The 21959-nt window shown below is 69.7% G+C and carries 20 protein-coding genes; 6 read left to right on the plus strand and 14 right to left on the minus strand.

The genetic code is table 11. The features are described 5' to 3' along the window. Positions 1–31: 31 nt before the first annotated feature. Positions 32–718, minus strand: a complete 687-nt coding sequence (locus FNH21_RS04340) for a TetR family transcriptional regulator (protein ID WP_191931603.1) — start codon at positions 716–718, stop codon at positions 32–34. Between the two features lie 149 nt (positions 719–867). Between FNH21_RS04340 and FNH21_RS04345 the strand changes: the two genes are divergently transcribed. Then, the gene (locus FNH21_RS04345; RefSeq protein ID WP_152812542.1) at positions 868–1842 is read left to right on the plus strand and encodes an aldo/keto reductase; all 975 of its coding nucleotides are present in this window, start codon (positions 868–870) and stop codon (positions 1840–1842) included. Between the two features lie 27 nt (positions 1843–1869). Here FNH21_RS04345 and FNH21_RS04350 read toward each other — a convergent pair whose 3' ends face one another. Continuing rightward, positions 1870–2616, minus strand: coding sequence for a GAF and ANTAR domain-containing protein (locus tag FNH21_RS04350; protein ID WP_152812543.1), 747 nt, complete (start codon positions 2614–2616; stop codon positions 1870–1872). A 130-nt stretch (positions 2617–2746) separates the two neighbouring features. On the opposite strand from FNH21_RS04350, the gene FNH21_RS04355 reads away from it, so the two are divergent. Further along, positions 2747–3661: a cation diffusion facilitator family transporter gene (locus FNH21_RS04355; protein ID WP_152812545.1), complete on the plus strand. Its 915-nt coding sequence runs from the start codon at positions 2747–2749 to the stop codon at positions 3659–3661. Between the two features lie 2 nt (positions 3662–3663). Then, entirely contained in the window at positions 3664–3987 is a 324-nt protein-coding gene (locus FNH21_RS04360; RefSeq protein WP_152813984.1) for an ArsR/SmtB family transcription factor, read from the plus strand. A 60-nt stretch (positions 3988–4047) separates the two neighbouring features. Here the strand turns inward: FNH21_RS04360 and FNH21_RS04365 are convergent, their stop codons facing one another. The 5 genes from FNH21_RS04365 to FNH21_RS04385 all read right to left on the minus strand — a co-directional run bounded on the left by FNH21_RS04365 (position 4048) and on the right by FNH21_RS04385 (position 10847). Next, on the minus strand, positions 4048–4473 hold the full coding sequence (locus tag FNH21_RS04365; RefSeq protein ID WP_152812547.1) for a DUF779 domain-containing protein: 426 nt from the start codon (positions 4471–4473) through the stop codon (positions 4048–4050). Positions 4474–4484: 11 nt separating this feature from the next. After that, positions 4485–6008 (minus strand): acetaldehyde dehydrogenase ExaC, encoded by a 1524-nt coding sequence (gene exaC, locus FNH21_RS04370; protein WP_055767803.1) that lies wholly within the window; start codon positions 6006–6008, stop codon positions 4485–4487. 92 nt (positions 6009–6100) lie between these two features. After that, positions 6101–7948, minus strand: coding sequence for a peptidoglycan DD-metalloendopeptidase family protein (locus FNH21_RS17025; RefSeq protein ID WP_241742725.1), 1848 nt, complete (start codon positions 7946–7948; stop codon positions 6101–6103). A 72-nt stretch (positions 7949–8020) separates the two neighbouring features. Next, complete coding sequence (locus FNH21_RS04380; protein WP_152812551.1) at positions 8021–9364, minus strand: helix-turn-helix domain-containing protein; 1344 nt, start codon at positions 9362–9364, stop codon at positions 8021–8023. A 61-nt stretch (positions 9365–9425) separates the two neighbouring features. Next, the gene (locus FNH21_RS04385) at positions 9426–10847 is read right to left on the minus strand and encodes an FAD-dependent oxidoreductase (protein ID WP_191931605.1); all 1422 of its coding nucleotides are present in this window, start codon (positions 10845–10847) and stop codon (positions 9426–9428) included. A gap of 156 nt (positions 10848–11003) precedes the next feature. On the opposite strand from FNH21_RS04385, the gene rarD reads away from it, so the two are divergent. Beyond that, positions 11004–12005, plus strand: coding sequence for an EamA family transporter RarD (gene rarD / locus FNH21_RS04390; protein WP_152813988.1), 1002 nt, complete (start codon positions 11004–11006; stop codon positions 12003–12005). Positions 12006–12038: 33 nt separating this feature from the next. On the opposite strand, the gene FNH21_RS04395 is transcribed toward rarD, so the two are convergent. The 5 genes from FNH21_RS04395 to FNH21_RS04415 all read right to left on the minus strand — a co-directional run bounded on the left by FNH21_RS04395 (position 12039) and on the right by FNH21_RS04415 (position 17652). After that, complete coding sequence (locus FNH21_RS04395) at positions 12039–12608, minus strand: MarR family winged helix-turn-helix transcriptional regulator (protein ID WP_152812552.1); 570 nt, start codon at positions 12606–12608, stop codon at positions 12039–12041. Positions 12609–12864: 256 nt separating this feature from the next. Continuing rightward, positions 12865–13707, minus strand: coding sequence for a universal stress protein (locus FNH21_RS04400; protein ID WP_191931606.1), 843 nt, complete (start codon positions 13705–13707; stop codon positions 12865–12867). Between the two features lie 125 nt (positions 13708–13832). Further along, a complete protein-coding gene (locus FNH21_RS04405; RefSeq protein WP_152812554.1) occupies positions 13833–15356 on the minus strand; it encodes an APC family permease in 1524 nt (507 codons plus the stop codon). After that, positions 15353–16246, minus strand: coding sequence for a universal stress protein (locus tag FNH21_RS04410; protein ID WP_152812556.1), 894 nt, complete (start codon positions 16244–16246; stop codon positions 15353–15355). The genes FNH21_RS04405 and FNH21_RS04410 overlap by 4 nt, the downstream gene beginning before the upstream one ends. Before the next feature lie 2 nt (positions 16247–16248). Beyond that, positions 16249–17652, minus strand: coding sequence for a flavin monoamine oxidase family protein (locus FNH21_RS04415; protein WP_241742726.1), 1404 nt, complete (start codon positions 17650–17652; stop codon positions 16249–16251). A gap of 138 nt (positions 17653–17790) precedes the next feature. On the opposite strand from FNH21_RS04415, the gene FNH21_RS04420 reads away from it, so the two are divergent. Continuing rightward, a complete protein-coding gene (locus FNH21_RS04420) occupies positions 17791–18462 on the plus strand; it encodes a TetR/AcrR family transcriptional regulator (protein WP_152812560.1) in 672 nt (223 codons plus the stop codon). A gap of 39 nt (positions 18463–18501) precedes the next feature. On the opposite strand, the gene FNH21_RS04425 is transcribed toward FNH21_RS04420, so the two are convergent. Next, a complete protein-coding gene (locus FNH21_RS04425; RefSeq protein ID WP_191931607.1) occupies positions 18502–19080 on the minus strand; it encodes a TetR/AcrR family transcriptional regulator in 579 nt (192 codons plus the stop codon). An 88-nt stretch (positions 19081–19168) separates the two neighbouring features. On the opposite strand from FNH21_RS04425, the gene FNH21_RS04430 reads away from it, so the two are divergent. Continuing rightward, entirely contained in the window at positions 19169–20356 is a 1188-nt protein-coding gene (locus tag FNH21_RS04430) for a zinc-binding alcohol dehydrogenase family protein (protein WP_152812563.1), read from the plus strand. Positions 20357–20545: 189 nt separating this feature from the next. On the opposite strand, the gene gabT is transcribed toward FNH21_RS04430, so the two are convergent. After that, entirely contained in the window at positions 20546–21934 is a 1389-nt protein-coding gene (gene gabT, locus FNH21_RS04435) for a 4-aminobutyrate--2-oxoglutarate transaminase (protein WP_152812565.1), read from the minus strand. Positions 21935–21959 lie beyond the last annotated feature (25 nt).

The following is a 21959-nucleotide window of genomic DNA, read 5'->3' on the forward strand; positions in this document are numbered from 1 at the left end:
GGAAGAAGCGGTGATGCGGACGGGTGGAGGGTCAGACGGACTGACCGGGCGAAGCGTGCGTGGCCCGGGCAGTGGACGGGGCACCGGATGCGACGGGTTCGGAGAACCCGTCGCGAAGCATGGTGAGGGCGGCGAGGATGCGGGCCTCGAGCTGCTCGCCGGAGTCCTCCGCATCCTCCGCAGTGGTGGCGGCCCAGTCACGCATGGCCGCCTTGGTGCAGGAGAGCACGGATCCGACGAGCGCGGTCAGGTACAGGTCGCCGGTGACGGACCCGAGCCTGCGCCTGAGCGCTTCCGCGATCAGCACCTCCGCACGTTCCCAGGAGTGGAGCTGCGCCCGCAGGAGTTCCGGATTGGTGTCGGCCATGCGGAAGAGCTCGCCGTGCTGGGACAGCCCCTCCATCCGGGTGGTCTCGCTGAAGGCCCGGATGATGGATTCGAAGAGGGGCTCGCCGGCCGGCATGCTCCCGAAGACACCGAGGGCCAGTTCGAGGAACCCGTCCATCCGCACGGTGAGGGCGTCCTCGGCACTGTGGAAGTAGTTGAAGAAGGTACGGCGGGAGACACCGGCGCGCTCGGCGATCTGGTCCGCGGTGAAGGCACCCGGTCCCACGGAGCGCGCCAGGTCGAAGGCGGCGTCCGCGATGGCACGCCGGGTGTCGATCTTGTTCTGCTCGCGGCGGCCCATGGGCTCCGCATCGTCCGTCGTTCTCAGCACGGTCCCAGCGTAGGCGAATATTTGCACACCGTGCAAACACAGCTCAGGGAGAACTCCCAGCCCACGGTCGGGCCGCCAGGCGTACTCTGGCCCCGAGTGCTGACCCCTCCCCCTCCTCCGCTCCCTCCCCATCAGTGAAGGCGAATTCCATGAAGACCATCACCCTCGGCGCCGGCCTCGGCGTCTCCCGGCTCGGCCTCGGCTGCATGGGCATGTCCGCCTTCTACACCGGCAGCGGCATGGACGACGCCGGTGCGACGACGACGCTGCACCGCGCACTGGACCTCGGCGTCACCTTCTTCGACACCGCGGAGATGTACGGCCCCTACGCGAACGAGGAACTGCTGGGCCGGGCCTTCCGGGGCAGGCGTGACGGGATCGTCATCGCGACGAAGTTCGGGACCATCCGGCACACCGCCGACGACGCGCGGGGCCTCGATGGCAGCCCGGAGAACGTGCGCCTCTCGGTCGAGGGGTCGCTGCGGCGGCTGGAGACGGACTACATCGACCTCTACTACCAGCACCGGATGGACCCCTCGGTCCCCGTCGAGGACACCATGGGGGCCCTCGCCGACCTCGTGCAGGAGGGCAAGATCCGGCACATCGGACTTTCGGAGGCCGCCCCGGACACGATCAGGCGGGCGAACGCCGTGCACAGGGTGACCGCGCTGCAGACCGAGTACTCGCTGTGGAGCCGCGATCCGGAACGCGAGATCCTGCCCCTCGTGCGGGAGCTCGGCATCGGGTTCGTCCCCTACTCGCCGCTGGGTCGGGGATTCCTGACCGGGACCATCCGGTCGGTGGACCAGCTCGACGCCGAGGACTTCCGGCGCAACAACCCCCGCTTCGCAGGGGAGAACCTGCAGGCCAACATCCGCATCGTGGAGCAGGTGGACGAGGTCGCACGCCAGGTCGACGCGACGCCCGGTCAGGTTGCTCTCGCCTGGCTGCTCGCGCAGGGGGACGACATCGCCCCCATCCCCGGGACCAAGCAGGTGCGCTATCTCGAGGAGAACGTCGCGGCCGACGCCCTCAGCCTGACGGCGGAGCACCTTGCCGCGCTCGACGGCGTCGCAGTGCCTGTCGGCGACCGCTACGAGGACATGTCCGGCGTCGACCGCTGATCCGATGACGGGCGGCGGCCGTCCGCCTCAGCCCTGCCCGCCCCGCTTGAGGGGCAGGCGCCCCGAGTGTGCGAGTTCGTCGGCCACCGCGAGCAGTTTGACGTTGGTGTCCGCCGAGACCTGGACCAGCATGATGAACGCCTGCCCGGCGGTGATGGCGTACCGCTCCATCAGGATGCCCTTCGCCTGGCCGATCAGGTCACGCGTGGCGATGGCGTCCTTGAACTGGTGCAGTTTCTGGGCATCGGCGAAGGCGACGGCAGCGTGCGACGCGACGAGCAGCCCCACGTACTCGGACTCCTCGGTGAAGGCATGCGGCGCCCGCCCGACGAGGTTGAGGGCACCGAGGTTGTCCCCTTCCACGAAGAGCTGGAAGGAGAGCATGCTCCCGGCGCCGGCGCGGGCGGCTTTCGCCGAGAACTCGGGCCAACGGTCCTCGTCCCGGAGATCCGGCACCCTGACCGTCTGCTCGTCGTAGACGGCGCTGAGACAGGGGCCCTCCCCGGTGCGCTCCTGCAGTTCGTCGAGGACCTGCGCCAGGCGGCCCGACGGTGCCCGGGACTCGACGCGCCGCCTCCCCGTGACGAGCGTGATCGAGGCGTCGTCGGCCCCGGGGACCAGCTCGATGGAACCGCGGACCAGTCGTTCGAGCACGGCGTCCTCGGAGTCCTCCCGCTGGAGGGAACGTGCGAGTTCGCTCAGCCTGCCGGCGACGTCGTCCTGCGGCAGGCTCCAGCCGTCGTGACGTCCGTCCGGGCCGTCGTCGGGAACCATGGAGTTCTCCTGCCGCTATCGGCACCTCGCTGTGGGTGGACGAGCCACCCGGCCGGCGGCCGTGGACCCTCACCGTACCAGCGCGCGTACCCGGTCGACCGTGATTCAGCTGTCGCTGTACTATCGGTGGATGGGCTCCCATCACCACCATGCTCCGGCCACGGCCCCCCGCGGCCCGCTGGCCGGCGCCCTCGGCATCACCCTCGCCGTCTTCGTCCTGCAGGTCGCCGGCGCTCTCTGGACGGGGAGCCTCGCGCTGCTCTTCGACTCCGTCCATGTCCTGACGGACGCAGCGGGCCTCGCGATGGCCCTCGGCGCGGCGTCGCTGGCCATGCGTCCGGCGACCCCGCAGCGATCCTGGGGCTTCCGGCGCGCCGAGGTGATCGCGGCCCTGCTGCAGGCGGCCTTCCTGCTCGCGGTCGGTGCCTATGTCCTCGTCGAAGGGATCCGGCGCCTCATCACGCCGGAGGACGTCGCCGCACCGCAGATGATCGTCTTCGGCGTCATCGGGCTCGCGGGGAATCTCGCCGCCCTCGGGATCCTCTCCCGGCATCGTGCGGTGAATTTCAACCTGCGCGCAGCCTTCCTCGAGGTCCTCAACGACGCCCTCGGATCCGTGGCGGTGATCGTCGCGGCCGTGGTCATCACCCTGACCGGCTGGATGAGGGCCGACGCCGTGGTCGCGATGCTCATCGGGGCGCTGATCATCCCGAGGACGGTGAAGCTCCTGCGCGAGACCATCGACGTCCTGCTCGAATCGACGCCGGCGGGCATCGACCTGGCGGAGGTGCGGGACCACATCGCCCGCCTGCCGCAGGTCCGCGACGTGCACGATCTGCACATCACGCAGATCGCGACCGGCCTGCCCGTCCTGACCGCGCACATCGTGGTCGACGACGCCTGCTACCGGGACGGATCAGCCCACGCCGTGCTGGACCAGCTGCAGGAATGCGTGGGCCGGCACTTCGAGGTCGGCATCGACCACTGCACCTTCCAGATCGAACCCGCCGGGCATGTCCCCCATGAGACGGAGCTGTCCCACTGATGCTGCTGACACTGACCTCCACCTCCGTCCTCGAGCGCGTGGGCACGGCCCTCTCGGACCCGACCCGCGTTCGCATCCTGGTGGCGCTGCGTGACTCCCCCGCATACCCGAGCGACCTCGCGGACGCCCTCGGCGTCAGCAGGCAGAGCCTCTCCAACCACCTCTCGTGCCTGCGGGGGTGCGGGTTGGTCGTCTCGGTGCCCGAGGGCCGTCGGTCCCGCTACGAGCTCGTGGACCCGAAGCTCGGCCGCGCGCTCACGGACCTCCTCGGCATCGTGCTCGCCGTCGATCCGGGCCACGAGGGGCACCCCCACCACACGGACTGAGGTACGACGGCAGAAGGACCCGGAGGGTACGTCCCCCCGGGTCCTCCTGTCTCCACCCGCCTACTGCATCAGCCGGGACCGGATGAGGAACCGCTTGCCCTCCGGCGCCTCGACCGAGAACCCGCTGCCCCGGCCAGGCACCACGTCGACGGTCAGGTGGGTGTGGCGCCAGTACTCGAACTGCTCCCGCGACATCCAGAACTCGATGAGGCGGGACCCGGCGTCGCCCTCGGCCGATCCGGCATCCCTGCCGGGCGGGCCCGCGGAGATGTCCAGCACCCCCAGGAGCACGTCCGCCTCCGCGGTGATGAACTCCCCTGCCGGGTAGCACATCGGTGACGAGCCGTCGCAGCACCCGCCGGACTGGTGGAACATGAGCGGCCCGTGGATGAGCCAGAGCTTGTCCAGGAGCTCCACGGCGCTGTCCGTCAGCGCCACCCGGGAAACGGTGTCCCCGGGGATGGTCACCGATGCCTCGACGGTCATGGCGTCTCCTCCTAGAAGAACCCGAGCTTGGATTCCGAGTAGCTGACCAGGAGGTTCTTGGTCTGCTGGTAGTGGTCGAGCATCATGGCGTGGTTCTCGCGGCCGATGCCCGACGACTTGTATCCACCGAACGCGGCTCCCGCCGGGTACGCGTGGTAGTTGTTCACCCACACCCGGCCGGCCTGGATCTCGCGGCCCGCTCGGTAGGCCACGTTCCCGTTCCTCGACCAGACACCCGCGCCGAGCCCGTAGAGGGTGTCGTTGGCGATCTCCATGGCCTCCGCGTAGTCGTTGAAACGCGTGACGGAGACGACAGGCCCGAAGATCTCCTCCTGGAACACCCGCATGTTGTTCGTCCCCTCGAACACGGTGGGCTTCACGTAGTAGCCCTCGGCGAGGTCGCCGTCGAGCATGTTGCGCTCCCCGCCGATCAGGACCTTCGCGCCCTCCTGGGTGCCGATGTCCATGTAGGAGAGGATCTTCTCCAGCTGGTCGTTCGAGGCCTGCGCACCCACCTGCGTGTCCGTGTCCAGCGGGTTGCCCTGCACCATCTTCTCCACGCGGGCGATCGCGTCACTCATGAAGGAGTCGTAGATGGAGCCCTGAACGAGGGCGCGCGACGGGCAGGTGCACACCTCGCCCTGGTTGAGCGCGAACAGGGCAAAGCCCTCGAGGGCCTTGTCGTAGAAGGAGTCGTTGCTGTCCGCGACGTCGGAGAAGAAGATGTTGGGGCTCTTGCCTCCGAGTTCCAGCGTCACCGGGATGAGGTTCTGGCTCGCGTACTGGCTGATGAGGCGGCCCGTGGTCGTCTCGCCCGTGAACGCGATCTTGCGGATGCGCTTGCTGGAGGCGAGCGGCTTGCCGGCCTCGACCCCGAATCCGTTGACCACGTTCACCACGCCTGCGGGCAGGATGTCGCTGATCAGCTCCATGAGGACGAGGATCGACGTCGGCGTCTGCTCGGCGGGCTTCAGGACGACGGCGTTGCCTGCGGCGATGGCCGGCGCCAGCTTCCAGGTGGCCATCAGGATGGGGAAGTTCCACGGGATGATCTGCCCGACGACGCCGAGCGGCTCGTGGTAGTGGTAGGCCGTCATGTCCTCGTCGAGCTGGGACAGGTGGCCTTCCTGCGCGCGGATGGCGCTGGCGAAGTACCTGAAATGGTCGACGGCCAGCGGCATGTCCGCCGCCAGGGTCTCCCGGACGGGCTTCCCGTTGTCCCAGGTCTCGGCCACCGCGAGCATCTCGAGGTTCTCCTCCATCCGGTCCGCGATGCGGTTGAGGACGGACGCACGCTCGGCGACCGAGGTCTTGCCCCACGCGGGAGCGGCCTTGTGGGCGGCATCGAGGGCGAGGTCGATGTCCTCGGAGGTACCGCGGGCCACCTCGCAGAAGGCCTTGCCCGTCACGGGCGAGATGTTCTCGAAGTACTGACCCTTGATGGGCGGTGCCCACTCACCGCCGATCCAGTTCTCGTAGCGCGGCTTGAAACTGACCTTCGATCCATCCTGGCCAGGCTGGGCGTAAACAGTCATTGTCCAACTCCTTGAACTCCGTGTGTGCAGGACGTCGTCGTCCCTGCTGCACAGCGTAGGAGCCCGATGGTTGCATCAACGTTGCATGCATATCAGCCCTCGGTAGTGGATCCCTCGTCCGGTTCCTCCGCAGGTGCGCCCGGCTTCCTCGCCGCCGGGTCATCGGCCGGAGCGCCCTCGACGGGAGCCTCCGGATCCGCGCAGGGATCCTCGGCGGCCGGCTCTACCGCAGGATCGGCTGCGGCGGGGTTCGTGGCAGGCGAGGCACCTGCGTCAGGTGCGGCAGCGACCGGCGCTGCGGCGACGGGTTCCCCGGGAGCATCTGCCGTCGGCTGCTCGGCGTCGATGGGATCCGTGGCGCAGGGTGGCTCGGTCGGGTCGACGGCGGGCGGCTCCGTCGGGGTCGGCGTCGGGGTCGGCGTCGGGGTCGGCGTCGCAGACGGGCTCGGTGTCGCAGACGGGCTCGGTGTCGCAGACGGGCTCGGTGTCGCAGACGGGGTCGGTGCTGGTGTCGCGGACGGGCTCGGTGTTGGAGTCGCGGACGGGCTCGGTGTCGCGGACGGGCTCGGTGTCGCGGACGACGTGGGTGTAGCGGACGGTGCCGGCGTCGCAGACGCGGTCGGCTTCGGCGTCGCAGACGCGGTCGGCTTCGGCGTCGGTGTAGCGGACGGGCTCGGCTTCGGCGTCGCAGACGCGGTCGGCTTCGGCGTCGCAGACGCGGTCGGCTTCGGCGTCGCAGACGCGGTCGGCTTCGGCGTCGAGGACGCGGTCGGCGTCGCGGACGTCCCCGGACCAGCGGACTGGCCCGGCTTCGGCGTAGCCGGCGTCCCCGGACCAGCGGACTGGCCCGGCTTCGACGTCCCGGGAGACCCCGGCTTCACGACGGGCGGGACGGACGTCGATGGGTCCGCCGCAGCTCCCGGCACGAGCCCGTCATCCAGGCCGGAGCCGACATCCTGCCCTGATACGACCGAGAGGGCGTCGCTCTCCACGACCGGCGGCTGCTGGTCGGACCGCGTCGAGGACTGGGCCCACACGGGGATGTCGGACGCGCCGCCGTCGCCGGGGGTGTAATCCTTCATCCCACCCTTTCGCTCACCGTGCGAGGTGGGGACGAGGGTCCAGCGCAGGGGGTCGACGTGCTCGCCGTCGAGGATGGTCTCGAAGTGCAGGTGGCAGCCGGTGGAGGATCCGGTGGTGCCGAGCTCGGCGATGGGATCACTGCCGTTGACGATGTCCCCTTCCACCACGGAGATGCCCTGGAGGTGGTTGTACGTGGTGATGAGGCCGTTGCCGTGATCGACCTCGACCCGGTTGCCGCCACCCCAGGGGTGCCAGCCGACGGCCCGGACCGTACCCGCGTCAGCTGCGAAGACGGGAGTCCCGCACGGCGCCGAGTAGTCCTGGCCGGTGTGGAACTCGCCGGGCTGGCCGGTGATCGGGCTGGTCCGGAAGCCGAAGGGCGACGTGGGTGTGAGCTCGTCGAGCGGAGCGAAGAGATTCCCGGCGGCGGGATGCTTGACGGCCTGGGCCGAGAGGGCCTGGGACGCCTCGGCTCCTGCCGTGGCGGGCACGGCCTCCGGTTCGGGGACGAAGGTGACGGGATCCAGCGCGTCACCGGTTCCGAACGGCATGAGCAGCGACTCGCCCACGGTGCCGGTCGGTGACAGGGCGTCGGCGCCGATGAGCGCGGAGAGCGTCGTGCGGGAGTCGTCCGGGCCGACGGCGGACGCGGCGTCCCAGGACTGCGGCACGATCCCCTGGAAGCCGACGAAGCAGACCACCATCGCGAGGCTGGCGTTCATCTTCGTGCGCGATGAACCGCTAGCGCGCCCCTGCACCTTCGACCTGCTCAGGTGCTTGCCAGCCTGCGTCACGAATGTCCCCCTGTAGAAGTCCTGCGTCCGGCGGCCGGACCGGGCGACCGCCTCGGACTTCATCAGCCACCATGCATAACGTTAGCCCGCGCGCAGCACTCACCGCGACGGTTTGTTGCGATTGGCTAACAAAATTTAGGAGAACTTGAGCCTGCCGGTGGATGTACCGGTCAACTCGGCCTCGAGCCGCTCCACATGCGTCACGACGACGGCTCGCCGGGGCGATCGCCGGGGCAGGACACGCAACGCGAGGCGCCAGGCGTCGACGTCGTCCTGCGCCTCTGTCAGGAGGAGATACTGCAGCAGCGTCTCGGGCGATCCGTCCGTCAGCACGGCGTCCCGCAGGAGCGCGGACACCTCGTTCCGGAGGCGGACGACGGCCGGCGCCTGGGACCGCGGCAGAACGGGGCCCCGGTAGATCCCGAGCGCCATGCGGTGGGCGCCCCGCTGCAGGTAGCTGAGCACCTGCACGGCGTCGACGACCAGTTCGGCGGGCAGCCTGTAGGGCCTTGACTGCGGCACCATGTCACCGCCGTGCTGCGCCAGGACCTTGCGCAATCGCAGCATCTCGGCCCGCACCGTGGTCCCTGAAGCGTCCTCCGGATAGGCCATCACGGCCAGCTGGTCCGCGGTGAGCCCCTCGGGGTGGAGCGCGAGGAGGGTCAGCAGTTCCGCGTGGCGGAGACTCAGTTCCAGGGAGGCGCCGCCCGCGTGCACCAGGCCGTGGTCCGTACCGAGGATCTGCAGGCTGTTGCGGTAGAGGGTGCCTGGCGTGGGAGCCGGCCGGCGCCGCCGGGCGCCCGGTAGCCGGCTCTGCAGCCGGTGGATGCTCAGGTGCGCCTCCGCTGCGGCGACGGCAGCCTCCACGAGGGCCAGCGTGTGGGTGGCCACGGCATCGGAGGTGCCGGTGATGTCGATGACACCGAGCACGGTCCCGGAATCGGGATCATGCAGCGGGACGGCAGTGCAGCTCCACGGATGCACCTGGGGGCTGAAGTGTTCGGCGCCGGCGATCTGCACGCTGCGGCGGAGCGCGAGCGCGGTTCCCGGTGCGCTGGTCCCCACGGTCTCCTCCGACCAGTCCGCGCCGGCCATGAACAGCATGCCCTCGGCCCGACGGCGCAGCTCGCGGTCACCGTCCACCCACAGGAGGCGGCCGTTCTCGTCGCCGACCGCCACGAGCATCCCGGCGTCCAGGCTGGGCTGCACGAGCAGGCGGTCGATCACCGGCATCACTGCCGCGAGGGGGTGTCCCTGCCGGTACGCCTCGAGGTCCTCCTCGGAGCAGAACAGGCGTGCGTGCGCGGTCGAGGGGTTGGGGAGATGGGTGAGGGACCTCAGCCACGACTCCTCGACCAGGCCGCGCAGGTTGCCGTCGACACCGCCGCCCTGCCCCAGGGCCTCATGGGCGGCGAAGGCCCTCCGCTGCAGGATCTCGGAGGAGAGATCCGTGGGGAGCGTGGAACGGGACGGCGACATCGACACTCCGCTTCGTGACCTGTCCCCCGTGGGGCGTGGGACAGGTCACAGTGTAGCGGGACTACTCACCGCGGGAAATGGCCACCATGTCCTCGCGGGGCACCAGTTTCACGCGCTCCCTGACGACTTCCGCGTTGCCCGACGTGTTGACGAAGTTGGAGCCGAGCTTCATCTCGTGGGCGTCGAGCTTCAGCCACCCGTCCCACGTGGTGTAGCGGACGCCGCGCTCCTCGAGGAGCGTGATGATGGCGTCCTCCGACGGATCCTCGGCGGGCGGCAGGTTCAGCCGGTCCTCGAGCAGGAAGCCGATCGTCTCGAGGGCATCGCCCTTGGTGTGCCCGATGAGGCCCACGGGCCCGCGCTTGATCCACCCCGTGGCATAGATGCCGGGTACCGGCGCTCCGCTCTCGTCGATCACGCGGCCGCCCTCGTTGGGGATGACGCCGCGCTTGTCGTCGAAGCCGACCTCGGGCAGCTCGGAACCGAAGTACCCGATGGCGCGGTAGACGGCCTGCACCGGGTAGTCGATGATCTCGCCGGTGCCGCGGACGTTGCCGTCCCCGGTCAGCTCGGTGCGCTCGAACCTCATGCCGGCCACCTTCCCGGGCGTCTCCATGGAGTCGTGGATCTCGACCGGAGAGTGCAGGAAGTGGAGGTGCAGCCGCCGGGACGCGCCGGTCGGCTCGTCCTCGACCAGCCAGTTGGTGAGTGTCTTCACCATCGTCTTGGTCTGGTTGTTGGTGGCGATCTGCTGCTCCGAGCCCGCGTCGAAGTCGAAGTCCTCGGGGTAGAGGATGATGTCGACGTCGCGCGAGTGCGAGAGTTCGCGCAGTTCCAGGGGCGTGAACTTGACCTGCGCCGGTCCGCGGCGGCCGAACACGTGCACGTCCGTGACAGGCGATGCCTTCAGACCCTGATAGACGTTCTCGGGGATCTCGGTGGAGAGGAGGTCGTCGGCGTGCTTCGACAGGATGCGCGCGACGTCGAGGGCCACGTTGCCGTTGCCGATGACGGCGATCTCCTTCGCCTCGAGCGGCCAGTCGCGGCTCACGTCAGGGTGTCCGTCGTACCAGGAGACGAAGTCCGCACCGCCGAACGAGCCGTCGAGGTCGACCCCGGGGATGGTCAGGTCCGCATCGCGGATGGCGCCGGTGGCGAAGATGACGGCGTCGTAGAAACGGCGGAAGTCGGACAGGGTGAGGTCCCTGCCGTAGTTGATGTTGCCGAGGAAGCGGATGTCGCCTCGGTCCAGCACCTTGTGCAGGGCGTTGACGATCCCCTTGATGCGCGGGTGGTCAGGGGCAACCCCGTAGCGGATCAGACCGTACGGTGCGGGGTACTGGTCGAACAGGTCGATGCTCACTGCGAAGTCGCCGCCCTGCACCTCGTTCGACTTCGTCAGGATGTCGGCGGCGTAGACGCCTGCCGGACCGGCGCCGATGATCGCGACCCGCAGCGGTCGTGCCGCAGCTGAGGTAGACACTGAATTGCCTTCTTCCCGATGGAGGAGCTCCTGCTGGATGCCGTGGTGCGGAATAAGCGCACAGTTCCCTATTCTAAATGGCCGTGGCCTGGAGAGGGTCCATGAGTGGCGCGGATCTCCTCGGGCGAGCACCAGGTCCTCGGCGGACGCCCCCGGATGCAGGGGAATAAAGGCCTGGCGCAACCCGTTGCGGACCTCGTGAGCGGAACAGGTGCTGTGAGCGGTCGTCAGCCGAGGAGCGAGAACTCCGTCGGCATCCTCTTCGGTATCGGTGCCTACGGCCTGTGGGGCCTCCTTCCGCTCTACTTCCTGATCCTCGCGCCCGCCGGTCCCATCGAGATCGTCGCCAACCGCGTGCTGTGGTCCCTGATCTTCTGCGCCCTCCTGCTCACGGCGCTGCGCTCCTGGCGCCCGGTCCTCACTGCGCTCCGCACGCCGCAGATCTCGGGTACGCTCGCGGTCGCTGCGCTCCTGATCGCCGTGAACTGGTTCGTCTACACCTACGGCGTCACCTCCGGGCAGGCCATCGAAGCCTCGCTCGGCTACTTCATCAACCCGATCGTGTCGGTGCTCCTGGGCGTCTTCGTGCTGCGGGAGAAGCTCAGGCCCCTGCAGTGGACCGCCATCGGCATGGGCGTCCTGGCCGTGGTGGTGCTGGCGATCGGATACGGCTCGGTGCCCTGGATCGCCCTCACCCTCGCCTTCTCCTTCGGCCTCTACGGATTCATGAAGAAGCGTGTGGGGTCCCGCGTGGACGCGGTCTCGAGCCTGAGCATCGAGACCCTGGTCCTCACACCCATCGCTGCCGGCGTCATGCTGTGGCTCGCCTCGAGGGGGGAGGCCACCCTGCTCACCGAGGGTGCCGGCCACCTCTGGATCATGGCGGCCTCCGGTGTGATCACCGCGGTACCGCTGATCTTCTTCGGTGCAGCAGCGCGTCGGCTTCCGCTCACGACCATCGGCCTCCTGCAGTACCTGGCGCCCGTGCTGCAGTTCCTGCTGGCACTGCTGGTGCTGCACGAGGAGATGCCCTTCGAACGCTGGGTCGGTTTCAGCCTCGTCTGGGTGGGGCTCATCCTGCTGACCATCGACATGCTCCGCACCGTGCGGCGGCAGCCCAGGCCTGCCAGGGTGCCGGAACCGGCGACGGCGTCCTGACACCCCCCGCCGCCCGTTCCGGCCTGCCCGTCCTCATCCGGAACCCTCCGGCGAGACACCAGGCCGACGACGATCGCGGCTACCCCTCGAGCTGACGTCACTGCCGGACGTGCCGGTGACCGGAACGGGGAGCTCTGCCGTGAGGTAGGCATCGTTGAAGCGGGACAGCAGGCCTGCGAGCTCGACGACGTCGGCCGGTTCCCACCCTTCGAGCTGACGGCGGAAGGACCGCCGCCGCACGGCACGAGCCGCGTCGACGCGCCGCACACCCTCGGCGGTCAGCCTGACCGGGCGGGACCGTTCGTCGTCGACCGGCGCACTCCGCTCCACGAGCCCGAGCCGCACGAGCACCGCGACGTGACCGCTCACGGCCGGCAGGCTCATGCCCAGCACCGCGGCCAGATCGGTGACACGGCAGGGGCCGAGTGTCCTGGACGCCGAGAGCACGCTGTAGGCCGCGGGCTCCATCGCCGGGTCGATCCCCCGCGCCAGCGACCAGCAGACGAGCTGCTCGCTGCGGCACATCGTCGCCGCCCTCTCCTGGACGCCGTCGAGCACGGAGTCCCGCGACCCCGGGACCGTCGGATCCACGCCTCCATCCATGGCCGAATCCTAGGCAGCGGCCGCGCGCGGCGGAATGCCCCGGGCGAGCATTACCCCGGATGACTCACTCCGACCGTCCTGCTCCGATACAGCACAGCGCGGCAGCGGGGCGGCCGATCCTTCCCGGCGGGGACGGACGCCCGCGACCTCGGGCGGGACAACTCGCCCGTACGCCGGGGCCGGACTGCCTCAATTCAGCGGGGAGGACGGTCCGGTCGCGCCGGTACCGATGCCCGCGCCCTGCCGGACGAGGTGGTCAGCGCGGAGTGCGCACCCAGTCGCGCGGCACGACGACCATGGGCACCGGCAGCGCCCGCAGCATCTTGTTGGCCGTCGCGCCGAGGAAGATCTGCCGGTGCTGGGCAAGGCGGCTCGAACCGACGATGACCAGCTCCCCCGGATCCCACTCGATGCCGTCGATGGCCTGCTCGATCGTGCGGCCGTGCGCCACGATGATCGACGTCTCGTGCCCGTCCGGCAACTGCCCGACGGCGCGCGCCAGGACCGAGTGGGCATGCTGGTGCGCCTGGTTGATGGCCTCACCCGAATCGGACGACTCCTGGACGTCGAGGGCCACGAGGGAGACGAGCCTGAGCGGGAGTCCCCGGCGCGCGGCCGACTCGATGGCGACGTCGATGGCGCCCTCCGCTCCCGGACGGTCACCGACCGCGCACGTCATGCGGGTGAAGGTGGCCCGGTGCCTGTACCCGCGCGGGGCCAGCGCCACGGGGACCTTCGAACTGTGGAGCACCGCGTTCGCGACGCTGCCCACGGTGAACCGCCGGAGGAGTCCGTTGCTGGAAGCGCCGATGACGATCAACCCGGCGTCGACGTCGTCCGCCGCCTCGAGGAGGCCCTGCGCGAAGGAATCCGCGAGGCGCACGCGCGTGGTGACCTCGACGCCGTCGGGCACGCTGTCCTTCGCACGGTCCAGCGCCTCCTGTGCCCGGCGCCCCCCGGGAGCGGAACTGCCGTCCTGCGGCCAGTCGAGCACTGTCACGAGGTCGATGCCCGCCGACTGCGTCAGGGCCAGCGAGGTGGCCAGTTCGAGGGCGTCCTGCCCGCGGTCATTCTCGGTGTAGCCAACGACGTAGCGCACGGCGGGGTCTCCTCGGTGTGTACGGTGCGGGGGCGGCGCGGACGGCAGGCGCCGCACCGGATCGGTTCACTCTAGCGCAGCGCCTGCCGGGTGGCCGGGCGCCTCCCGAAGGACGCCCACCACTGCTACTCCTCCCGGGTCGCAGCGCCCTGGACCAGTACCTCCTGGCGGAAGAACGCCGGGTTGATCCGCGACCACACGAGCATCAGGACGGCGCCGAGGAGGATCACGCCGATGCCCAGGATGAACACCATCCCGATCCCGAAGAGCTCCGACCCGGAGCCGTAGGCGGGATCCATGGAGTCCACGGCCGTCTTGACGAACATGACCAGCAGGATCACGCCGCCGAGCAGCGGGGCCAGGAAGCGGAAGAGCACGTTGCGTGCGCTCGAGAACGCCTGGGCCCGGAAGTACCAGACGCAGGCCAGCGCCGTGATGCCGTAGTAGAAGCAGATCATCAGGCCGAGGGCGGTGATGGTGTCCCAGAGCGCGTTCTCGGACACGAGCCGGGTGAACACGTAGAAGCCGGCGGCGGCGACGGCGGCAGCCACCGTGGCGTAGCTCGGTGACTTGTGGGCCGGACTGATGCGTCCGTAGCCCTTCGGCAGGGCCTTGTAGTGGCCCATGGCGAGCAGAGTGCGCGCCGGGGAGACGAAGGTGGACTGCAGGGAGGCGGCCGAGGAGCTGAGGACGGCCATGGACATCAGGATGGCGAACGGCCCCATCACCGGCCCGGCCAGCGTGGCGAAGATGCTCTCCTGGTTGTCGGGATTGCCGGCTCCCAGCTCGCCGTCGCCCACGCCCGCGAAGGCGAGGGTGGCGAGGGCGACCGTGAGGTAGATGACCACGATCACGACGACGGTGAGGGCGCCGGCGCGTCCTGGCGTCTTCTTCGGGTTGGTGGTCTCCTCGTTCATGGTCAGCGTCACGTCCCAGCCCCAGTAGATGAAGATGGAGAGCGAGACACCCGCGGCGAAGGCCGAGAAGGACCCGACGGCGAACGGGTTGAACCACTCGGCGCTGATGCTCGTCGCGTCGAACGCCGTGCCGTTGGCCACGTGGACGAAGGCCGCGATGGCGAACCAGGCCAGGACCACGAGCTGGAACGTGACGAGGACGTACTGGACGGTCTTGGTGGCCTCCATGCCCCGGTAGGAGACGTAGCAGGCGAGCGCGATGAACACGAGCGTCGTCGCGATGTTCACCGGGAGGTCCAGGGTCAGCGCGGCGATCGAGGGGTCGTTGAGGAGCTGCGAGAGCATCAGGTAGAAGAAGTCCACGGCGACGGCCGCGAGGTTGGAGAGCACGATCACGGTGGCCGCGATCAGTCCCCAGCCTCCCATCCAGCCCACCCAGGGACCGAAGGCGCGGGTGGCCCACGTGAAGGAGGTGCCGGAGTCCGGCATGGCGCTGTTCAGCTCCCGGTAGCCGAGTGCCACGAGCAGCATCGGGATGAACCCGACCAGGAAGATGGCCGGCAGGTTCACGCCGACCTCGGCGACGGTGGGACCGAGTGCCGCCGTGAGCGTGTAGGCGGGTGCCACGCAGGACACCCCGATGACCACGGCGCCCAGCAGGCCCACCGTGCCCGAGTCGAGGCCCTTCCTGCTGAGCCCGGTTCCCCTTTGTGTTGTCTCGTCGATACTCATGCATCCGCCTCTGTGGATAAGGTGCCCGGGCCGGAGGTGGTGCCGGGCGTTGCATACGTACGCGGGACGACGACCATGGGGATGGTCAGCGTACGCAGGATCTTGTTGGCCGTGGATCCGAGGAAGAGGCGCATGTGCTGCGCGAGGCGGCTCGAGCCGACCAGCAGCACCTCCCCCTCGTCCCAGGCCATCGCCTCGACGGCCTCCTCGATGGAGGACCCGAGCGCCGTCTCGACGCTCACCCGGCCACCGGCCGCGAGCGACGACGCCGCCTCCGCGAGCCGCCGGTTCGCCTCGTCCTCGGCGCCCGCGGCATCGGGTTGCCCGGAGTCGAGGGCCACCAGGGACACGAGGCGGAGCGGAAGGCCACGGCGTTCCACGGAGGACACGGCGACGGAGATGACGTCGTCGGCCCCTGCACGCCGACCGACGGCGCAGGTCAGGCGTGTCACGGGCTCGGTGCGGCGGTAGCCCCTCGGCGCGAGCGCGACCGGGACCGGCGCGGCGTGCAGGAGACCGCGCGCCACGTTGCCCACGCTGAACCGGGCGGCCAGGCCCCGGGAGCTCGCACCGATCACGATCAGTGACGCCTCGGTGTCCTCGGCGGCGCGGATGAGTCCTTCGGCATTGGACTCGGCCCGGATGACGACGCCGCGGGCCGTCACGTCGTCGGGGACCAGGGCCAGCCCCTGGTCCATCCACTCGCGCATCTGCTCCGAGAGCAGGGTGTCGAAGCCCTGGTCCGGCGGGTACGTCCCCGCGTAGACGGAGTGCTCGGGCGTGACGAGGACGAGGTCCAGGTCGGCGTCCTGCCGCCGGGCGAGCGCGACCGCGAGGCAGACGGCGTCGTGCCCGCGCTCGTCGGCGGTGTAGCCGACGATGTAGCGCATGCTCAGGCCCCCTGCGCGGTGCCGGTGGACTGCAGGCCGGAGGACAGCTCGAGGTGGATCGCGGTCGCGGTCCGCTGACCCATGCGGATGGCCCCGTCCACGTGCTGGTAGCCCTCCGCCGCGATGTCCGAGCAGGACCAGTGGATGGGACCGACGGGCGTGCGCTGGTCCCGGCCGTAGCGGTGGAGCCCACCGAGGTCGTAGCTGGAGGCGTACGCTCCGCGCGTCCATTCCTCGGACGCCCAGTCGGACTCGTAGTACACCTCGGGCTCCAGCGCCTGCGGCCCGAGGAATCCGGCGATCGAGGACAGGATGCGCTCGCGCCGCTCGTGCGGGGGGAGCTCGAACATCGCGTCCGCCTTCTCGTCGGAGATGAATCCGACGAGCGTGCCGCGGGGGTCCTCGTGGTTGGAGTTGTCGTAGACCTCCTGCACGATCGACCCGGCGCTGAAGCCGGTGCCGGAGAGCCCCTCCTCGCGCCAGAACGGGGTGGTATAGACGGCGTGCACCTTGATGACCAGGCCGAGCGACTGGTGCTGGTGCATCTGGTGCTGGCGGCGCGGCAGCGGCGGCTCGTAGCTGATGCGCGAGTACAGGTTGGGTGGGACGGCGACGACGGCGTAGCGCGCGTGCACCGTCGTCGTGTCCGAGACCACCGTGACGCCGTCGACCCCGTCGATGCCGCTCCAGCGCAGGGTCCGCACGGGGCTCGAGAGGATCACGTCCTCCCCGAGGTCCGCCGCCATACGCTCCGAGACGGACTGCATGCCGCCCACCACCCGCCGGTCGAGGATGAAGTCCTCGTCCACCAGGTTGGAGAACGACCCCGCGGTCGCGGCCATGAGGATGGCCTGCAGTGTCGAGAAGGAGTGCGCGGGTTTGGTGAGCATGCCACCGGCGATGAAGAGGCCGATGTTGTCGCATGCCTCCTCGTCGTCGGACTGCTGCCGGAGCCAGTGGTGGAACGAGATGGTGTCCAGTGCACGCGCGTCCGGGTGGTTCCACGGCGCCTCCGGACCGGCCTCCGCCACGAGGCGGTCGAGGAGGTCGATCAGCCGCTGCATCTCCTCCCCCGTGTACTCGTCCACGGGGAACATCTCCCCGGAGTAGCGGACGGGCGCGCCGTCGGGCCCGATGTAGACGGAGTCACCGTCCCTGTACCGGGGGAAGGTCGACATCCCGAGCTCGTCGAGGAGCCCGATCAGGGCGGTCTGGTCGGGGGAGACCCACTGGCCACCCACCTCCAGCACCGCGCCCTCCACGATGTCGGTATGGGTCCGGCCTCCCACACGGTCCCTCGCTTCGAGGACGGCGACGCTGTGGCCGGCCTTCCTCAGCTCCCGTGCCGCGGTCAGGCCGGAGGGGCCTGCCCCGATGATGACGACGTCGCGCTCGATGGTCTGCATGTGATCCTCCCGGCCCTGCATGACGCGGGCCACAAAATGAACGGCATTCATTATTCCGCACTACTATAGCCAGAGGTCGCCCTCGAGGGAAGGGAGCGGGCCTAGAGTTAATCAGGACGCAACACGAAGGCAGGAGCCATGACAGCACCCTCCCCCGAGCCCCGACGAGCCGGCCGGCCGCCCCGCAGCGTCCTGTCGAAGGACCGCATCACCGCGGCGGCCCTCGACCTCATCGCCGCCGAGGGCTACGAGGGCCTGACCATGTCGGGGCTCGCCCGGAGGCTGCGGGTGGCCCCCTCCGCCCTGTACAACCATGCCGGCTCCAAACAGGAGGTCCTCGGGTGGGTGCAGGACCACGTCATGACCATGGTGGATGTCAGCGCCTTCTCGCGTGAGGCGTGGGACGACGCCGTGCGGCAGTGGGCATGGTCCTACCGGGAGGTCTTCGCGCGGCACGCCCCCCTGGTGCCGGTCATCGCGGTGATGCCGGTGACGGACGCCGCCGGGACGCTGGGGATGTACGAGGAAGTGGCGCGCGGCTTCCTGGCCGGCGGGTGGCCCGAGGAGCGCATCGTGCCGACGATCGTGGCCCTCGAGTCCTTCATCTACGGGTCGGCGCTCGACGTCGCCGCACCGCGGGACATCTTCGACTCCGGGTCGCTGGGCGATCGCTTCCCCGTATTCACCGCCGCGGTCCACAGCGCGTCGGTGACGGGGGACGCGGACAGTGCGGCCGACGCCGCCTTCCACCTCGGGCTCGATGGCATGATCACGGGCCTGCGCGCACAGCTGGCGGCCTACTCGTCCTGACGCTCCACCCGCCCTGAAGAGCCATCCGGTCCTGGTGCCCTACTCCCCCTGGCGCGCGGGCCGGACGAGTCGCCCCATCCGGTATGCGGTGGAGTGCAGGACGTCCACGAAGGCGGAACCGTCGGCCTGCAGCCAGTCGGTCAGGGCGAGCTCGAACACCGTGACGCCGTAGCGCGCCACCATGCGGGCCTCGTCGCCGGCCACCCCGTGCCGCTCGAGTGCTTCGCTGATCACCTCCCCGAGCAGGACGTTCTTGAGCAGTTCCCGCTCACGGAGGCCCTGGTCGGACTCGATGATGGCGCGCCGGGATCGGATGTCCTCACGCCAGCCCTCGAAGGGCCCCGTCGCCATCGCCTCGAAACCGTGCATCACGAGACCCAGCGGGGACAGGAAGGCAGGAGCGCCGGCGACCAGCGCCGCGACGACGCCGGGGAGCTCCCGCTCGCGCAGGAAGAGGACGTCGCGCTTGTCCGGGAAGTGGCGGAAGAAGGTTCGCGTGGTGAGCCCCGCGCGGGCGGCGATCTGCGGGACGGAGGTGGCGGCGTACCCCTGGACCGTGAACAGTTCGATGGCGGCCCGTTCCAGGCGGAGTGCGGCATCGGGGGCCCATCTGCTCATGGCTCCACCGTACTCGATGACACGGCATGCCATCCTGTCGTACTCTGATGGCATGCCGTGTCATCACGGTCTTCTATTCGGGAGATTCATGTACACCAACGCAGCCGCACTGCTCACCGACGCCTTCGGGGATCTGGAGGTACGGCCGGTCCCCTTCCCCGCAGCCCGTCCGGGCCAGCTGATCCTGCGCAACCGCGCCATCGCCGTCAACCCGCTCGATCTGATCAAGCAGACGACAGGCAAGGTGATGTACCGATGGCTCCCCTACCCGGCCGTCCTCGGAGAGGATGTGGCGGGAGAGGTGGTCGAGGTCGGGGCGGGAGTCACGCGCTTCGTCGCCGGCGATCGCGTCATGGCCTATGCGCTGGGCATGGAGAAGGGGCGGGATCATCTGGCGGAGGGCGGCTTCCAGCTCTACACAGCGGTCGACGCCGCACTGGCCGCACCCCTGCCGGACTCCCTCGCCTTCGAGGACGCCGTCGTCCTGCCGCTGGCCGTGTCGACCGCTGCCACGGCTCTCTTCCAGGATGACCACCTGGGTCTGCGTCCACCGACCGGTCCCCGCGTGGCCGGCGATCCATCGGGTGTCGAGCAGTCCCGGGCGGATGAGGCGCGGGCGGATCCGTCGTGGGTCGTCGTATGGGGCGGATCGACCAGCGTGGGTAGCAACGCGCTCCAGCTCGCCGCAGCCGCCGGATACCGCGTCGCGACCACGGGGTCGTCCCACAACCATGATCGACTGCGGGACCTCGGTGCCGACATCGTCGTCGATCGGTCCAGTGCATCCGCAGTCCGGGATCTTGCCGCGTCGCTCGAGGGTCGTCACGTCGCCGGGATCCTCGCCGTCGGAACCGGATCGGGCGAGGCCTGCGTGTCCCTGGCCCTCCTCACCGGCACCGGGCGCGTGGCTCTCACAAGTCCGTCGGTGGCGCTGGAGTCACTGCCGAGGGCGCGCGGAGCACACCTGCTCCGCGCCCGGATCTTGCTGCAGCTCGCGGCGCGCACCGCGATCCTGCAGGTGCGGGCCCGCCTGCACGGCGTGCGGGCCGCGTTCGTCTGGGGAAGTTCGCTCCACCACAATGCCGTGGGGCCCATGCTGTGGGAGCAGTTCCTGCCTGCGGCCCTTGCTGCCGGGACGTACACGCCCGCACCGGCGCCGCGGATCCTGGGCGAGGGACTGGATCATCTGCAGCCGGCACTCGACGCCCTGCGCGAGGGCGTGTCCGCGGCGAAGCTGGTGATCACGCTTCCGGGTGCGCCCGGTGACCCGGCATGACCCGGCGTGACCCGGCATGACCCGGCGTGACCTGACGACCTGGTGATCCCGTGATCCCGTGATCCCGTGTGATGCTGACCTGCCCTCGCGGGCTCCTGTCGGAGCGAGCACGGCCGGGGCGGAAGAAAAGGCCCCGCAGCTCGATGCCGCAGGGCCCTCGTCGTCGTACGCTGCCCGACCCGCCGCGGGTCAGCCGGCGTTCACGGTCCTGATGGCGTGTTCGAGCACGTCCAGGCCGTCCGCCAGCAGTTCGTCGGTGATGACGAGCGGCGGCAGCAGGCGGATGACGTTCCCGTAGGTGCCGCAGGTCAGGATGATGACACCCTCGCGCAGGCACTGTGCCGCGATGGCCTTCGTCGCGTCGGCGTTGGGCATCCGACCGCCGCCGGGCTCCACGAACTCGATGGCCAGCATGGCTCCGCGTCCGCGCAGCTCCCCGACGATGCTGCCGTCCCCGAGATCCGTCTGCAGTGCGGCGAACCGCTCGGTGACCTGCGCCTCGATGCGGCGGGCCCTGCCCGCGAGGTCCTGCTCCTTCATGGTCCCGATGGCGCCGAGTGCAGCGGCGCACGCCACCGGATTACCGCCGTAGGTACCGCCGAGTCCGCCGGCGTGGACGGCGTCGAGCAGGTCCGCCCGGCCGGTGATGGCAGACAGGGGCATGCCGCCGGCGATCCCCTTCGCCATCGTGATGATGTCCGGGACCACGCCCTCGTGGTTCACGGCGAACCACTCGCCCGTCCGGCAGAAACCGGACTGGACCTCGTCCGCGATGAAGACGACACCGTTGGCCTTCGCCCAGTCCGCCAGGGCGGGCAGGAAGCCCTCGGCGGGGACGATGAATCCACCCTCGCCCTGCACGGGCTCGATGATGATCGCCGCGACCGACTCCGCGCCGATCTGCTTCTCGATCATCGTGATGGCCCGCTGCGCCGCTTCGGGGCCCGTGATCGACGGGTTCTCCTCACGGAAGGGATAGCTCATCGGCACGCGGTAGATCTCGGGCGCGAAGGGGCCGAAGTCGGTCTTGTACGGCATCGACTTCGCCGTGAGGGCCATCGTGAGATTGGTGCGGCCGTGGTACGCGTGGTCGAAGGCGACGACCGCGTTGCGTCCGGTGGCCAGGCGTGCCACCTTGACGGCGTTCTCCACGGCCTCGGCACCGGAGTTGAACAGGACGGTGCGCTTCTCGAAGTCGCCGGGCGTCAGGGCTGCCAGCTGCTCCGCGACGGCGATGTAGCCCTCGTAGGGCGTCACCATGAAGCAGGTGTGCGTGAAGTGCTCCACCTGCTCCTTGACGGCGCCGACCACGGCCGGGTCGGACGCACCGACGCTCGTCACGGCGATGCCGGAGCCGAGATCGATGAAGGAGTTGCCGTCGACGTCGTGGATGATCCCGCCGTCGGCGTCCGCCACGTAGACGGGCACGCCGGAGGCGACGCCCTTGGCGACGACGGCCGCGCGGCGGGCGGCGAGCTCGGTGGACCGGGGGCCGGGGAAGTCCCCGGTGATGCGGCGCTTCTGCTCGAGCCTGAAGCTCGGGGCGGTGATCCCGGGAGTGGTTGCGAAGATGGTCATCGGGGAGGGTCCTTTGTCTCGGGGA

Source organism: Arthrobacter bussei, assembly GCF_009377195.2.
Lineage (GTDB): Bacteria > Actinomycetota > Actinomycetes > Actinomycetales > Micrococcaceae > Arthrobacter_D > Arthrobacter_D bussei.